The 16,922-nt window shown below is 41.0% G+C and carries 11 protein-coding genes; 4 read left to right on the top strand and 7 right to left on the bottom strand.

The features are described from left to right. Positions 1–59: 59 nt before the first annotated feature. The 6 genes from OQ289_RS15380 to OQ289_RS15355 form a co-directional block, all read right to left on the bottom strand. On the bottom strand, positions 60–1,418 hold the full coding sequence (locus OQ289_RS15380) for a glucoamylase family protein (RefSeq protein ID WP_270087744.1): 1,359 nt from the start codon (positions 1,416–1,418) through the stop codon (positions 60–62). An 81-nt stretch (positions 1,419–1,499) separates the two neighbouring features. After that, positions 1,500–2,993: a RagB/SusD family nutrient uptake outer membrane protein gene (locus OQ289_RS15375; protein WP_270087743.1), complete on the bottom strand. Its 1,494-nt coding sequence runs from the start codon at positions 2,991–2,993 to the stop codon at positions 1,500–1,502. Positions 2,994–3,005: 12 nt separating this feature from the next. Further along, positions 3,006–6,023 carry a SusC/RagA family TonB-linked outer membrane protein gene (locus tag OQ289_RS15370; protein WP_270087742.1) on the bottom strand — a complete coding sequence of 1,006 codons (3,018 nt, stop codon included), beginning with the start codon at positions 6,021–6,023 and terminating at the stop codon, positions 3,006–3,008. Positions 6,024–6,391: 368 nt separating this feature from the next. Beyond that, the gene (locus tag OQ289_RS15365; protein ID WP_270087741.1) at positions 6,392–9,211 is read right to left on the bottom strand and encodes a transcriptional regulator; all 2,820 of its coding nucleotides are present in this window, start codon (positions 9,209–9,211) and stop codon (positions 6,392–6,394) included. A gap of 366 nt (positions 9,212–9,577) precedes the next feature. Further along, positions 9,578–9,868: an HU family DNA-binding protein gene (locus OQ289_RS15360; RefSeq protein ID WP_033563088.1), complete on the bottom strand. Its 291-nt coding sequence runs from the start codon at positions 9,866–9,868 to the stop codon at positions 9,578–9,580. A gap of 128 nt (positions 9,869–9,996) precedes the next feature. Next, positions 9,997–11,385 carry an MFS transporter gene (locus tag OQ289_RS15355; protein WP_270087740.1) on the bottom strand — a complete coding sequence of 463 codons (1,389 nt, stop codon included), beginning with the start codon at positions 11,383–11,385 and terminating at the stop codon, positions 9,997–9,999. A 131-nt stretch (positions 11,386–11,516) separates the two neighbouring features. Here OQ289_RS15355 and OQ289_RS15350 point away from each other — a divergent pair, with 131 nt between their 5' ends. From OQ289_RS15350 to OQ289_RS15335, 4 genes are all read left to right on the top strand, one after another. Then, positions 11,517–12,002, top strand: coding sequence for an Lrp/AsnC family transcriptional regulator (locus OQ289_RS15350; RefSeq protein WP_270087738.1), 486 nt, complete (start codon positions 11,517–11,519; stop codon positions 12,000–12,002). Between the two features lie 151 nt (positions 12,003–12,153). Then, positions 12,154–13,878, top strand: coding sequence for an amidohydrolase (locus OQ289_RS15345; RefSeq protein ID WP_270087737.1), 1,725 nt, complete (start codon positions 12,154–12,156; stop codon positions 13,876–13,878). 103 nt (positions 13,879–13,981) lie between these two features. Beyond that, positions 13,982–14,944 carry a SphA family protein gene (locus tag OQ289_RS15340; RefSeq protein WP_270087736.1) on the top strand — a complete coding sequence of 321 codons (963 nt, stop codon included), beginning with the start codon at positions 13,982–13,984 and terminating at the stop codon, positions 14,942–14,944. 216 nt (positions 14,945–15,160) lie between these two features. Then, positions 15,161–16,651, top strand: coding sequence for an acyl-CoA dehydrogenase (locus OQ289_RS15335; RefSeq protein WP_270087735.1), 1,491 nt, complete (start codon positions 15,161–15,163; stop codon positions 16,649–16,651). Here the strand turns inward: OQ289_RS15335 and OQ289_RS15330 are convergent. Next, positions 16,648–16,893 (bottom strand): hypothetical protein, encoded by a 246-nt coding sequence (locus tag OQ289_RS15330; RefSeq protein ID WP_270087734.1) that lies wholly within the window; start codon positions 16,891–16,893, stop codon positions 16,648–16,650. The genes OQ289_RS15335 and OQ289_RS15330 overlap by 4 nt on opposite strands. Between the last annotated feature and the right edge of the window lie 29 nt (positions 16,894–16,922).

Genomic DNA, 16,922 nt, shown 5'->3' with positions numbered 1-16,922 from the left:
TTATATTCTAGGGATATTCCATAAGTCTGTCTCCTTGAAATCTTAGAAAACTAAAAAGTCTACTGAAAATGAGGGCTTGCGAAGCCAAGGTCTTTGAGCCCTTTTTGGACATCAGGAGCACCCATGAACAATTTCCAAAACAGTCCTGTTCTATAATTTTCAATCATGACGACTATCGGACCTTGGTCAATAGCTAGATAACGTTGCGGATACCAATCCGCTGATTCGCTATATGCATCATAAAAGCCATATTTCCCCCATACTTTATCGTGAAGGGGACCATAAAGATAGTTTGCCAAGGCAATACTTTCCTTTGGCGCATATGGCATCGAAGAAAGTCCGGCAGTAGGGCTGATAACACCATGATCATTGTCTGGGTGATGGGCATCATATCCTTTTACGGAATAGCTAGCTGTCAATCCCCAGCCTTTGTCTTCTCCATATCCTTTATATTGTTTTGGGTTTTGCTGAGCGTGTGCGATGTTTATCTTGGTATGGTTGACTACTACGTCCCAATAGTTTGCATACTGATCTTTCAATCCTTTAGGGTCCAATCCCAAATAGGAATAGTGCTCCCAAAAGAGTGGACCTACGCCGTTATTAGGAGCATTATGCTTCAGTATCAACGGAATTTCATATTTTTTTGTGTCGGTGACAATCGCACCGTCTCTTGCCCATCCTTTGTGATACGTGGAGGCAGGTATAGGGTGAGTAGGAGAGGACGCACCTAATACATAAGCAATGAGACACTCATCATACCCTTGAATAGAATGATTCATACCCCAGCCATATTTTGGACTCCAATGCCAATACAGCACATCTTTGCCGTTCCTGAAAAAATTCCAATCAATGTCTTTCCAAAGTTGGTCAGCTTTGTTGGCAATAGCTTTTTCAGCAGTATTACCGTTCTTGTAGTATTCTCTGACGACGATTAAGGATTGTGCCATGAATGCAGTTTCGACAATATCTGCTCCGTCATCCTGTTGGCTGAAAGATTTGGCTTTACCAGTCTCTCCAAAATACCAATGTGACCAGGCGCCTTTAAAGCGATCCATTTTGCTTAAATAATCCATGATGTGACCTAAACGCTGGGCACCTTCGTCTTTTGATATGAATTGACGTTCTATTCCGGTGATGATAGCCATTATCCCAAATCCGCTTCCTCCAACAGTGATAACACTTTCATCATTTTGAGGGTAGTGCCCGTCGATATGGATACGTTCGCGCGCCATTCCAGAAGTCGGTTCGGCACCATCCCAGAAATATTGGAAGGTCTGTTTCTGAATTAACGTCAGAAGGGAATCCGTTGCCAATGTGTCTTTCGCCTCATTTTGCGTGTCCGTCTTCTGTTCTTTGTTGGAAAAACAAGATTGTAATATCAGTAGCGGAATAAAAAAAGTATAAACAAGTGTTTTCAAGATAAGAAAGGAGTTAATTTTTATAATACAATATTGTTAAAAAAGAGTACGGACAGGAAGTCCATACTCTTCTCGCTCACATTAATAGTTTGGATTTTGGATTAGAATACCCCCAGAACGGTCTATTTCATTTTGAGGAATAGGAAGAAATCTATTTCTAATCTGGTAATTTGTTTTGCCAGCATCTTTGAATGTCTCTACATCTATATTCCAACGAATTAAGTCAAAAAATCTTTCGTTTTCCATACCCAGTTCCACTTGTCTCTCATGTCTGATGGCCAGTCTAAGTTTTTGTTGGTCTGTAGTTGTTACCTCTGGCAGTATACTGTTATTGTTTCCTCTAGCTCTTTTTCTGACCATTTCGAGGTATTTAAGCGCATCAGTACGTTCACCCACTTCATTGGCAGCCTCTGCAGCCATTAATACGACATCTGCGTACCGGATTACGCGGAAGTTAAACCAATCACCACCCAAGCTGCCTGTTCTCAGTCGAATAGCGGGGTCGGTGTACACTTTTTTATTCCAATATGGCCTTGGGACATCTGCTGATGCCGATGGAATCCGTTCGCCATACGGGGTATTTTCCCTTCCGGCATACAGGAGGGTTTCATCCTTTCTAGGATCTCCAGGTTCAAAGGCTTTTTCCAATCTTTCATGTGGTACATTCCAACCCCACCCTAGGTTCATATCTCCAGATCCTCTTACTCCCTGTCTACTCGCATAGGTGATACCCAAGTTAGTTTGTCCTTGTTCATAGTACGCTTGTATTTCAAAGATTGATTCTTTACTGTTTTCGGAGCTTTCTCTAAAAATTTGATTATAAGGTACGTTCAGGTTGTACTGTTCTGAATTGATGACCATACGGCTAGCAGCAAGTGCTTTGCTATATTGTTGTCTAGCCAGGAAGGATTTAGCTTGCACAGCAAAAGCCGCTCCTTTTGTAATTCGTCCTATATATCTTGCTTCCCAATTTAGGGGTAAATACTGGGTTGCATATTCCAAATCAGCGTCTATCAATGCATAGATGTCAGCAATAGGTGATTTAGGCAAGATGCCTTCTTTTTGATCGCGTACTCTAAAGTCAATCTTCGGTACTTCGCCAAAAGCCCGTACTAAGTTGAAATAGGCCCATGCTCTGAAGAACTTTGCCTCCGCTTCCAAACTCATCGTTAGGTCATCCTTGGTAACGATAGAGTCGGCCGTTTCAATTGCAATATTGGTCAATGCAATTAATTTATAGTGATCGGTCCAATAGTTGCCCCACAACCAAAAGTTGGTGGTATATTGAAAATCGTCCGTATTTGGAGCCGATCCTGCTTCGTCTCCGACGCTTGACCCAATCTCGGCATCATCCGAGCGCATATTATGTACTCCTACATAGGGTAGGCCGCTGGTCCCCTCACTTCTCAATCCTGCATAGATGGCAAGCACCTGCCCTTCTAGGGAGCCGGCTGGAAGTTCATCTTCTTTCAATTGTCCCAGTGGCTTACGGTCCAAAAAATCTTTTGAGCAACTGCTGAACACCAGTAGGGCCAGTAGGGTTGCCGATATATATGTTGAGATATTCATTTTCATCACGTTCTATTTTTAAAAGTTAACATTGACACCTACAGTATAAATAGCCGGAAGCGGATACGTTCCGTTGTCCACACCTACAGCTATTGCACTTCCGCCAATTTCAGGAGTAAATCCGGTATTGTTAGAAAACGTAAATGGGTTCTGTGCATTCAGGAACAATCGCAAGGATTTTAGTTTTATCCTCTCGAGGGATTCTTTCCTGAAGTTATAGCCTAATTGGATATTCCGTACCCGGAAGAAACTTCCATCTTCAATAAAATAAGAAGAGAACTCTCGGTTGTTAGTTCGTTTGGAGTCCATGATGGGTTCAAAGTTAGAGGTTCCTTCTCCATGCCACCTTCCTAAGCGATCTTCTAAGAAGTTGAAAGTGGAATATTGGTTTCTGTTCCAAGTACGAATAATTTCATTGCCCGATACGCCCATGAATTCCGTTCCTAAATCAAAGTTTTTGTAACTCAAGTTGACGGAAAACCCGTAGATGAAATCCGGAGTAGGGTTGCCAATAATCGTTCTATCCTGGGTATTGATGGTGCCATCGTTGTTGATGTCGATGTATTTGATATCCCCAGGTTTGAAAGCTTGACCTAGACCGGATTTCGGTCCTGCGTCGATTTCAGCCTGGTTTTGATACACTCCATTTGTCCTTAAGCCATAAAAATATCCCACCGGTTGTCCCGACATCGTACGAGATACCCCGTTACCCGCCAAGATCGCAAAATCCTGATCGACCAAATTCAGTACTTTGTTGTTAAGTGTGGTCAAGTTGGCATTCACACCTAATTTTAAATCTTCTGTAAGGTCTTGATTCCAACCTGCCGAAAACTCGAACCCTTTGTTTTGGATTTCACCAGCATTGCGCAAAATCGGAAGGAAACCATTTACACCCGGTACTTCTACTAATATATCTTTGGTTTTTTTGTCGTAATAGACAGCCTCTAGACTCAATCTATTTCTTAACATCTTAGCTTCAAAGCCTGCTTCCCAAGAATGTACGGACTCCCAACGTAGGTTAGGGTCTGGAGAATAGGCCGGTGATAGCGCAGGATAGATATTGTTGCCAAAAGACGTAGAACTTCCAGTCACTAGGGTCGGATAGACTGGGTAACGGTATCCATCGCCGGTGTTTTCATTGCCCAAAATACCCCAAGAACCTTTAATTTTCAAATTATCAAATAATTGTTGGTCCTGCATAAAGGATTCTTCAGATACTATCCAACCTGCACCAATAGCTCCAGAGTTTTGCCATCTATTCGATCCCAAAAATGCAGATGATCCATCTCTTCTAAATGATCCGTTCAGTAAATATCTCCCTTTATAATTGTAGAGTCCTCTGACGAGGTATGATAGGGTGGCACGCTCCCATTGGGTTCCCCCAATAGACCTTGTGGTTTGATCTCCCATCGTTGTGTAAAAGAAACGCGGATCGTTTGGAATGGGTTCTCCATTTCCTTGGCCTACATTTGTGATAATACCTTCATATCCTCTGTAATAGGTCGTAAAACCTGCTGTTGCCGTTAGGTTATGATTGCCCCAAGCATTCTTATAGGTCAAAAGCCAATCGCTCTGTGCTTTTTTGAATGTATTTTGCTCTTGAGATACACCTGTTGTTCGCACTAACCTACTTGTCTTATCATCACCTTGTATATTGGGATCATACACATCCACGATTGGCGTATAGCTTCTGATGCCGTTGAACCCATAGTCATACAAGAAGGAGGCTTTTGCTGTGAAATGCTCTAGGAAGGTCAATTCGGCAAATACACTTCCTACCGCTCTGTATTCGTCACTGATCCGTGTATTCTTCCGGAGTTCGAGCCCTACCATTGGTGAATAGATCTGTGGCGTTTGAAATGGTGGGGTATTATAGTATAGGCCATATTGGTCATTGTAGATCGGCGTGACAGGAGATGCAATAATGGCCGTATTGATGAGTCCACTTTGAATCTGTGGTAAACTGGCCTTGTAGCCACTGAAATTCATTCCTACTTTGAAGTTATTTGTAATCTTCAATTCGTCATTGATGTTGATCGTGAGTTTCTTGTATTCCTCATGTTTGACTACCCCGTCTTCTGTTGTGTAGCCCAAGCCCATGTAAAACTTGTTCTTTTCTGTAGCTCCGCTTACACTTAAGTTGTTGTAGTTTAAGATGCCCTTTTGGAAGATCTGGTCTTGCCAGTTGGTATTTCCATTCCAATCTGTATAGTCAAAAGATTGTGCCCCCTCGTTCTGTCTTTGCTCATTATATAACGTTTTAAAGCCTTCAGCATCTGTCATTTTCATGCGGTGATTCACATCTTTGAATCCCAAAGTAGAGTTGAAGTTGAAATTTAGATCACCCTGTTTTGCCGATTTAGTGGAAATAATGATTACACCGTTGGCGCCCCGTACCCCGAATATGGCCAGAGAAGAAGGGTCTTTCAAGATTTCCATGGATTCGATATCAGATGGATTCAAGAAATTGATGTTATCATTCAGGATCCCGTCGACTACATATAAAGGAGATGCCCCATTGATGGAGTTCGTTCCTCTTATTTTGACGTTGGGAGCTGCGCCTGGCTCACCACTGTTTGTGATTTGGACACCGGCCACTTTTCCTTGAATAGAAGAAATCGGATTAGGTGATGGTTTGTCAGCAACATCCTTACCGCTCACAGATGCGATAGATCCTGTTAGGTCTCGTTTAGCAGCTGTTCCGTAACCAATGACTACAACTTCTTCCAAAGCTTCGCTATCGGGCAGCAAACTGATATTGATTGAAGTCTGGTTATTGATAGGTATGTCTTGTGTAATGTATCCCAGGTATCTGATTTGTAATACATCTGTAGGGTTGGCCTGGATGGTGAAGTCTCCTTGATCGCTACTTTGAGCAGCAGTTGTCCCCCCTTTGACCGCAATTGTCACCCCCGCAATAGCTAGTCCTGTGCTGCCGTCTTTGACGTTTCCTCGTACTGATGTCTGCTGTCCAAATAGGGGTGAGGACAGTGTCAAACTAATGACCAGTATGAGATAAGTAAAAAAGTTCCTCATGTGCTTGTTTAGTTAAATAATGAAATGTGTTTTAATTAATGCCTAGTCAGTCCTTTTGTTTTTCGAATTTTCCTCATCATAACTGGTTGTTATAATCATTCGGGCTGCACTAAACATCTCACAAAGATGTGATGTATGGGGTGTAAATGCAATGTTGTATACCTCTACATTAATACACCCAATTATTAGTGTGTTACTATATTAACAGAAAAAAGTTATTAATGTTTTGATAGTCAATTTTATATGTGTGTTATGGGGCAATGTGCATAACATGACATAGTGTTGTTTTTACACATATGGAGATGTGAGGTAATGATGTAGTGATAATATCTTTTTTTATGAAGTGTTGTAGTTTTTTGGGAGGTTCGTTAGACCTCCATTAAGAATTCGGAAAGGTTCTTTTCAGTTGGAATGTTTAGTTTTTTTCGCAATCTATAACGTCTAATTTCTACTCCGCGAGTGGTAATATTCAAGAGCGAAGCGATCTCTTTACTGCTCATATTCATTCGGAGGTACGCGCACAATTTGAGGTCATTGGGTATCAAAGCTGGATAGTTTTTCTTCAATTTCTTGAAGAAGTTTTCATGTGCTTCATTGAAGCTTTTTTCAAAAATATTCCAGTCCCTCTCATCATTGTATGCTTCGTCGATAATCTTACTTATTTTTTTAACATGTTCGCTAGACAATTTTTTACCATCATTATCCTTTAGTTCCACCAACTCGTTGTGGATGTTGTTTAGAAGTTCGTTTTTATAAACGATGTTCATGGCCGAGTTGGCCAATTCTCGGTTTTTGCTGGCCAGCTCGTGCTCCAATTGCTCGTTTTTCAATTGCACCAATTGCTTATCAGTTTGTTCTATTTCCCTTTTTATGGCTTCTTCTTGTTGCCTCGTCAACTTGTCTCGAAGCAATACCCTATGTTTTTCCAGTTTTCTCTCATACCATACTTTTGTATAATGTGCAGCGGCCAGTAGCATCAAGAAATATATAAAGAGCGCCCACCAGCTCAGATACCAGGGAGGAAGGATAGTGAAAGCTAGCTCCGTTTCACCCGTAATGGTGCCGTCAGGTAACAAAGCCCTTACCTTAAAGACATAACTCCTATTTCGTAGATTAGTGAAATCCTTTTGAAATTCTTCAGACCAGTGGGACCACTCTTCTGAGTAACCATCTAGAAAATATTGAAATTTAATGGCTTTCTGGCTATACCAGGGAAGGGCGAAGCGTATCCGTATATTATTGGATGTGTAAGGTATCTCCAGTTCGTCATCGACAAGGTCTAATTGTGTGACCTCTTTGGTGGTATTAAAGATTCCTTGAATTATAGGCGAAGGAGTCGTATTCCTTTTTAGAAGAGTGGATTGTGTATTGTAAAGGGCAAAGCCGTTGTCCAAGCTGATCAGAAATAAATCGGCGCTTACCTTATTGATGTTTTCATAGTATTTGATCATCTGGTTTTTCAGAATCGCAAAACTCGCCGAATCGATTTTCAACTTTCCGTTGGGAAGAAAACCTACATACGCAATATTTGTTTGGTTGATGAACCAATATTGTCTTGGGTAAGCCTGTATTATCTTATTGGAGTAAGCATACGGCCCGAGCTCTTTGTTTAAGAATTGATGTGGGGAGAAGCTGTCAGCAATCTCATCATATTTGTAAAAGCCTGAATCCGTTGAAAATAGGGTTGTATTATCGAGGTTAGCGGCATAATTGCCCATATTGGAAGGAAGACCTTCTTTCGTCCCGTAAGATTTTTTTTGCAAGATGTGACGGTAGGCAGTGTCCATCTTGATCAAACTGAGCCCCTGAGGTCCACTGATCCAGAATTGGAATTCAGACTTCTGCTCTATCGTATTGATCGGTAGGTCAAAATCTGGAACTTTCCAGGATAGTTTCCAGTTGTTATCTTGGTTTTTGAAAATCGCAATACCAGTATAGTTTCCCTGGATCAAAAGTGCCGGATGCCCTTTTATCTGCTTCGTCGTCCATCCACCCGTTAGGTCTGATATTTTACGGAATTGCTCGCCCGATACGGCAAAGGTACCGTCATTATGACCGCAAATCAGGTCGCCATTGATGATTGTTAAATCCCAAACTTGCCCCTGCGAGCCATTGATTAGTTTAAAATTCAGAGGTCGTTGTGTGTGATTGTCCGACCATTGGCTATAGAACAATCCTTGGTTGGTTCCTAAGTACAAGTTCCCTTTGTATATCTTGGCACTGTATATCATTCCAATACTCCCAGAATTGTCGCTGTAAAAATACAGGGGTGATTGCACATCTATTCTGGCTATCCCATTGTCCAACCCGGCCCAGATTTGATGTTGATGGTCGATCGCTAACGAGAGTATCGTATTATTTTGCAGGCCATTTTGTCTATTGATATGCTGGATGAGCTGTCCGTTTTTATTCAGAATGAATATTCCATCTAAGATGGTTCCATAGGCATAATAGTCATTTAAAAGCTTAATTCCATTGTTGAGTTGCGCGTTTTTAAGTCTATTATCGATTTCATTCTCCCATTTTCGTATTCCATTTTGATTATCATATTGATACAATCCATCTTTGGCCGTTCCTATTAAGAACGAGTGCTCCGTAAGGGGAAGTATAGATAGTATATTTTGGCCAATTAGTTTTTCCTTACCCGGTAAGGGTACCAAAGTGCTACCTTTTAATTCAAATAAGCCGTCAGGGATTATTTCGGTGAAAATTCTATTATTTGCTTTGAAGGCGAATAGAAAGGGTTTACCTTGTTCACTAATCCGGGACATTTTCCCATTTTCATAGCAATACAAACTAGCAAATGATTGAAAGATTACTCTTTTGCCATCCAGGATGATTTTCCAGATTTCATCTTTGCTTATTGCTTCCTTATCCACAAGTGGGGTCAGGCTTTTGTAATGCAGTTTTCCAGCTTTCGACTTTTCCCAATAGCCAAATTCGGCCAGCCCACCCGTATATATCTTTTGATCCAGACCTATAGTCACCGCTCTCACGGTAGATTTATTGGGCAAAGTGTGTAGACTCCAGCTCTGTCCGTCAAATTGTAACAGTCCGTCTCCATTGCCTACATAGATAATGCCCATTGAATCAGTCGCCAAAGACCAATTTTGGTTACCGGCGTTATAATTGAATTTGGTATATTGCTGTACCCAAGGATGCCCCACCCTAGGGAGCTGTTGCCCCATTAGTTTTGTTGCGAAACTCAGTAAAAGAAAGACACTTATTATCGTGGATGTAATACTTTTTTGCATGTAATGATTCTCGTGCCTCAAAGATACAGAATTCAGACTAAGGTGTCGGTATATCCCTATTTAATCTACTTTTGAGTGGTGTCGTATCTTTTACTTGAAGTGTGGAGAAGCAAGTTTAAGTAAATCTATATTCTCAAAAACGGAGTTGGTTCATGGAAGAGGGGGGGCGGAAAAAGACCCCTGTATGCCACACGCTACGTGCTCATACAGGAGCTCTTTTTCAACTATAATACTTTTTCATAATCGTCTTATGGGCTATTCAACTAGTCAATTTATGGCTAAGCTGAGGAGCCAGGCAGGTTATTTCGGTAATTTGGCCTTTGCAACGACTTCTTTTAATGTCTTTCCTGGAGAGAATTTTGGAACTTTCTTTGCTTTTATCTTCAGCGCTACACCAGTCTGCGGGTGTCTACCGGTTCTTGCCGAACGCTGAGAAACTGAAAATGTACCGAAGCCGATTAAAATTACCGGTTCTCCTTTTTTTAACGATCCTGATACTGCACCTGTAAAGCTGTTAATAGCTTTCTCCGCTTGGGATTTTGTGATGCCAACTTCTTCAGCAATTTTGCCAATAAGGTCTGCTTTGTTCATAACTTGTTTATTTAATGATTATTAGTTAGCTATTATACAAAAAAAAATAGAGTAAAAAAAAGAACTCCGATAATAAATATTTATTATCGGAGTCCAAATCACTCTTGGAATATTCGTTTTTAGAATCGTTATTCTGATTTTAATGCTAAGTCAGAGACTTGCTTTCTGCTTTTAACATAGTATATCATGAGTAATAGACCCAGTAATCCGTAGGTAGAAAGCACAGAAGTGCTGAGTAAACTAACCGAATAAGCAGAAGGAAATATTTTCATAATCAAAGTAAGTATCGATAGTCCAATCCCGGCACCTAAGAAGTAGGTGGTACTCGTGAGGCTGGAAGCCATTCCATAGTGCTGCGGATCGACATCTGTGATGGAGAGTACCGACAAACTCGTAAAACATAGCGTCATTCCAACTCCCGAAATACAGGCGGCTGCCAATAGGATTAGACCCAAAGGATGTTGCGATACAATGGAAATGCTCAATAAAATGCCACCTGTTAACATGAATCCCATTCCCAAGATGCCCAATCTCTGAGAGTCTAGCACTTTTAATATTTGTGGTAGCGCAAATTTGGCCACCAATGCAGATAGAATGCTGAATGGCACCAATAGCAGTCCCGAAGTCGCTGCACTAAGCCCCATATCTTTCTGAAACATGATGGATATCAAGAATAAAAATCCAATGAAAAAGGCTCCCAGAAGGAAAAATGCCATATTCGAAACCATTAGCGATTTCACTTTGAAGAGTTCGAGATCCAACAGAGGGGTGGCAGATTTTTTCAAACGATGGTATAATGTAAACAACAATACAGCGGAAGTTGTCAGTGATACGATGATACGCATAGGGTGTTCAGCGAACTCTGTTAGACTGTGAATGCCATATGTGAGCAATAAAGGGGCAGCTATTAACAAAATTGCCGTTAAAATGTCCGGTTTTTCGTTTTCTAGATTTTTTACATCTTTATCTAGAAATATCGTAGCAGAAATAACGACCAGCAGTAGGATAGGAACATTGATGAGAAAGACCCAGTGCCAGCTCCAATAAGTGCTGATGATGCCACCGAACGAAAGCCCACTACCCGAACCAATTGCCGCAAACGAGCTAAATATACCTATTGCACGACTCCTTTCTCGTGGCTCAGTAAACGTATGGGTTACTAGCGACAGTGCTGATGGCATGATAAGGGCTGCACCCAAACCTTGGATGGCTCTGCATATGGCCAAGAAATCGAAACGATCACTTACTCCAGCTCCTAGGGACGAAAGTAAGAAAATCAAGGAACCTACGATGAATACCTTTTTTCGGCCTATACTGTCCGAGAGTTTGCCTCCAATGATAATGAATCCACCAAAACACAATACATAAAGTGTTTGTAGCCACTGTACCGTGTCGTTGTCTACGTTGAATTGACTCTGGATGGAAGGAATCGTAAGATTGATAATTGCGATATCCAGAGCTTCCACAAATGTTCCCATGGAGGCAAGAATGAGAACTATATTCTTTTTAATAGTCATGTTACGGAAATTAAGTCCGCAAAGGTATGTTTTGTAGAACGTGTAGTAAACAAAATAATAATATTTAGAACAAGTGGGTGATAATTGTGTTAAATTTGGAATATTATTACTGTTTTAATCTCATCAAAGATATGAAAAGAGAACAATCGCTCATCTCTCCATCCAATTTAGACGCTAAGGATTATGAAATTCTCGCACTACTCCAGCGAAATGCGAAAATGACCGTACGGGAAGTGGCCCAAGGTATTAGTTTGAGCACTACTCCAACGCATGAGCGTATCAAACGCCTAGAGCGAGAGGGAGTTATTAAGGAGTATACCGCTATTATAGATAGAAAACAGGTAAATCGTGGGATAATGGTCCTTTGTATGATTGCACTGAGTGTTCACAACAAAAAAGCTGCTGCACAGTTCATCGATCAAGTCAAGCGATTTGATGAAGTTTTGGAATTTTACAATATCTCAGGTGATTTTGATTTTATGCTAAAAATTGTAGCCTCCAGTATGGATGAGTTTCATGATTTTTTTGTCAATCAACTTTCTGAAGTGGACGGTATTGGACAGACCAAGAGTATTTTCGTGATGAATAGCATTAAGGAGACGCATTGCTTATTTTAAAATATCCATTTAAGGGTTACTTTTTTGATTCTTGGCAAAGTTTGGGGTATTGATTATTTAAGAGTTTTATATTTCAAGTTGAAAACTTAAAACAATACCTACGTTCGATTGTATTTTCATTGATTATTAATCTTAGACTAATTTTCTAACCATGAAGTATTACTTTTTATATTTTCTACTGCTGTCTTTTTTGAGCTGTAAGCAGATACGGCAGTCCGAAGTGGCAGACACTATTTACTTTGGTGGTCATATTATCACGATGGAGGAGGGAATAGATTCTGTAGAGGCTGTTGCCATCAGAGATGGTAAGATATTATTTGTGGGCAGTAAAGCTGACGCCTATCAATATCTATCTGATTCGACCAAACAATACGATTTGAAGGGAAAAACATTGCTGCCAGGTTTCATAGATGCACATGGACACTTGACTTCACGCGCAGGAATGATGCAAGCTGTGGACTTGTCTCCATCACCTTATGGGGCTGTCAATTCTATAAATGATTTGCAGCACGTTTTACGAGATTATATCGACACCCATAAGATTAAATCGGGCCAACCTATTATCTCTAATGGCTACGACGATGCCATTATGGTCGAACATCGGCATCCCACACGTGCCGAATTAGATGCCATTAGCAGCACTGTACCTATTATTGCCATTCATGCATCTGGACATGCGAGTGTGGCCAATTCGCCTATGCTGGCTTTGGTTGGGATCGATGAATCGACCAAAGAACCCTCTGGAGGCCATTTCGGTCGAGACCCTTTGACAAAAAAGCTGAATGGTAAATTGGAGGAAAATGCTAGTTTCACGGCATTACTTACCTTAACCAAGAAAATGGCTCCGCACGAGTCTGGCAACGATAATAGTCAGGCCTTACGAGATTTGGAAAAAGCACAGGAAGAGTGGCTTAGTTATGGGCAGACTACAATCTGTGATGGGCGGACTATGGGAGCGAGTGTAGATTTGCTAAAGGAAGCTGCTGCTAAAGGTCTTCTTAAGGCTGATATCGTCTATTTTCCAGATTACGAATACTTCAAAAAGAGTTTTGATGATTTTAAGCCTGAGTACATGGTTTATAAAGATCGATTGAAATTAGGAGGTTTCAAGTTTTCGGATGATGGATCCCCGCAAGGGAAGACTGCGTGGCTCACGCAACCCTACTTGGTCCCTCCTGAGGGAAAAGGGGCTGACTACAAAGGTTTTCCTATTTTTGAAGACACTACCTTGTATAACGATTTGAAAACCCTTTTTAGTAATAATATCACCGCGCAGATGCATGTCAATGGCGATGCGGCTATCGATCAAGCCATTCGTGTGATAAAGCAACTTAAGGATGAAGGGATATATAGACCCGAATTGCGCGCTACGCTGATCCATGTACAGAATAGTCGTCCCGATCATATCCAAAAGATTAAGGATATCGGTGTTATCCCTTCCTATTTTTCAACGCATGTCTACCTATGGGGGGACTGGCATTACTCGAGTGTGTTTGGACCAGAGCGTGCAGCCTTTATAAGCCCTGCTCAATCTGCAATCAAGGCAGGTATCTTGTTTACTATGCATCACGATTCTCCAGTCACTCCGCCAGATTTGATTACGGCTATGTATTCAGCAGTTAATCGGAAGACTCGCTCCGGTCGAATTCTCGGGCCAGATGAACGAATAAGCGCAATGAATGCGCTTAAGGCCATTACCATCAATGCCGCATATCAGTATCATGAGGAAGATTCCAAAGGGTCACTCAAGGCCGGTAAGCTTGCTGATCTTGTTGTTTTAGATCAGAATCCCCTCACTATCGACCCTTTAAAAATGAGGGATATTAAAGTATTGGAGACGATCAAAGAAGGTAAGACGGTCTATCTTCGTAACTAAATGTAATCTAATGAAAACGATCCATGTTTAAAATCTCCAGTTTATAATACAAGGCAACTTCGAATATTAACGATCACAGACTCATCAAAAAAAATATTTACAGATGAAAAAAATATACTTCTTTGTAGTTGCTTTATTATGCAACTCGCAGCTATTTGCGCAAGGTCATTATACAGGTTCTTCGCTTAACCCTAATGACTATTTTGCTCCACATCCAGGGTGGATTATCCCCGTATGGTACGGCTTTGCTGATATGAATTATTACAATGCAGCCGGGGATCGTTCGGACCAATTAATAAATCCAGCTCCAGACAACCCGACCGAATTGAATATAAAGCAGAATGTCAAGACCCATTCTTTTATTCTTATGGCTATTTATGGTGGTAAAGGCAAGATCCTGGGCGCAGACTGGGGGATGATGATTATTCCCACCCTGAATAGCCCTACGGCTAACATTGCTTTGGATTATTACGCTAGCCAGACCGGGTCTGGTAACTATGTATTTACGAACAAAAGTCTTGGCATTGGTGATATGTATATTCAACCGGTATGGTTATCCTGGACCAAGGGTAAGTTTAGTTATGCTGTCAATTATGGAGTTTGGGCACCCACAGGGCGCTATAAGCCACATGATTTAGATAATGGAGGACATGGGTACTGGTCCCATAATATGCGTGTCGCCGGAAAAATGAAGCCTATTCCAAAAGTAAGCGTCAGTGTTGCGACGACGTTGGAGGTCAACCAATGGCAAAAAGATACTGATTTTAAAGAAGGAAGCCACTTTTCCGTGGATGTTGGTGGATCTTATTTGTTGGATAAAAGAGGTGATGAAATAGGAGTATTTGGACATTATTTGACACAGGTCAGTGATGACAAAGGTACCAATGGAGGGTTTGCGTCCGATCGTATTGCTGGAATAGGTGCTTTTGGATCATATTGGTTGAAACCCATGCGCGTGGGCCTGATGTTGAGGGTCACGCAGAATTTTGGAGCTAAAAATAGATTTGCAGGTACTGCAGTACAGACGGGTGTGAATTTCCTGATTCCGAGTACTTCTACACATTAACACGGGCGTAGGTAGACATATTCCATACCCATGCGTATACTTATAAATGCTGATTTTCTTTGGGATCTTGCGGATTTAACTTTACTTTAGCGCCTTTTTGAGGTTGAAATGCATCATTTATTGACTAATTCGAGGTAGAATAAGGGAGAAAGAGGAATATTGTCTTATATTTACTGCAATACATAACTTCACAATACATAGTAAATTAGCAAATACATGAAGGAGAGCTATAGCGCATTTATAGATCGGTTTGGGAAACGATTACATGATTTATTCCATTATGAATCCAATATTAACGAACTGAGCATCAGTAGAGGGTTGCCAGATGAGGTTTGGAATAAGATTATGGAGTTAAAACCGCTATCCGTAGCTATTCCAGAAGAATTTGGAGGACGTGGGGCCCAGGTAAAAGAATGTCTCGGAATTCTTTCAGCAGCTTCTTACGAGTCACTACCCTTGTCCTTGACTTTCGGAATCAATATTGCTCTATTTTTGGAGCCATTGGCCAAATATGGGAATCCTGAAATACAGAATTCCATCTTCGACAGATTTATCAATCACCAAGCTATGGGAGGATTGATGATTACCGAGCCCGATTTTGGAAGTGATGCTTTGAATATGCGTACTCAGTATGTCGAGCAAGAGCATGATTATCAATTGGAAGGTCAGAAGCACTGGCAAGGTCTTACGGGGATGGCTGATTTTTGGATCATAGCCGCTCGTAAAAAGTTGGTCAGCGGTGATTTGGCTCGTGATGTTGAATTTTTCGTTACCGACAACAGTAAGAAAGAGCAACAAATCCAAGTTGAAAATTATTTCAACAACCTCGGATTGTACATGATTCCATACGGTTTGAACACCATCGATTTGACAGTGCCACGTAATCAAAAATTACTTCAGAAAAGTACGGGGATCAAAATGATGCTAGATATCTTGCACAGGAGTCGTTTACAGTTTCCGGGTATGGGTATGGGGTTCATACAACGTATGTTAGATGAAGCCATGTCACACTGTATCAATCGTAAAGTAGGCGGCCAGCAATTGCTTAATTTGGATTCTGTTCAATACCAATTATCTCGTATACAGTCTTCTTATAGCCTATGTTCAGGAATGTGCGCTCATAGTTCAACAATGAGCGGCATTGAGAACGATCTTTCTGGAGAAGGGTTGGAAGCCAATAGCATGAAAGCCCTGGTTACTGACCTCATGCAAGAGTCAGCACAGATTTGTGTGCAGTTGTCCGGTTCTAGCGGTTATAAAATTGATCATGTTGCCGGTAGAGGTATTGTAGATAGTAGACCCTTCCAGATTTTTGAAGGTTCTAACGAGATGCTATACACGCAGATTGCTGAGATTGTCATTAAACAGATGAAGAAAAGCAAAGAGAGCAATTTGGCGAATTTCATGCTAACGACAGCTTACGCCAATAGAGTGACCCCATTGTTTAGAAAGCATTTGGACTTTACCGTTGTTGATGGACTGGTTCAACGCCAAATGGTTGTATTGGGTAAGATTATTGCTCGATTGGTATGTCTTCAATATGTAGACGTCATGACCGACAAAGGTTTCCGCAAAGATTTATTGGACAATTGTACCAAACATATGGAAATGGATGTCAAAAAATTACTATCTGACTTTTTGGACTATAATAATGCAAAGCCGATTGTAGAATACCAACTAGATTCTAACTGGATGGACTTTATTTAAAAGAAGCTGCTCGGTTTTAAAATAAATCTGATTCCACATATATCACGGTCCCGCTCCTCATCTTTCATTGGAAGTACAGGAGCGGGGCTTTGTATTTTAAAAGATTCGGCAGCATAGCTTACTGATTCCGACCCGTCGCCCATGGTCACAATAATCTTCATCTTGCCAATACCTCCAATTTTCAAAGACAAGTAAATAGCGTAAGCAAGATTTGTGCTCAAGTTTAGTGTTATAAATGTCATAGAAATAAAAATATTTCCATAGTGTCACC

It is taken from the genome of Sphingobacterium sp. SYP-B4668, from assembly GCF_027627455.1.
Lineage (GTDB): Bacteria > Bacteroidota > Bacteroidia > Sphingobacteriales > Sphingobacteriaceae > Sphingobacterium.
The sequence above is the reverse complement of the archived record's forward strand: the minus strand, read 5'-3'. Positions and strand labels throughout refer to the sequence as shown.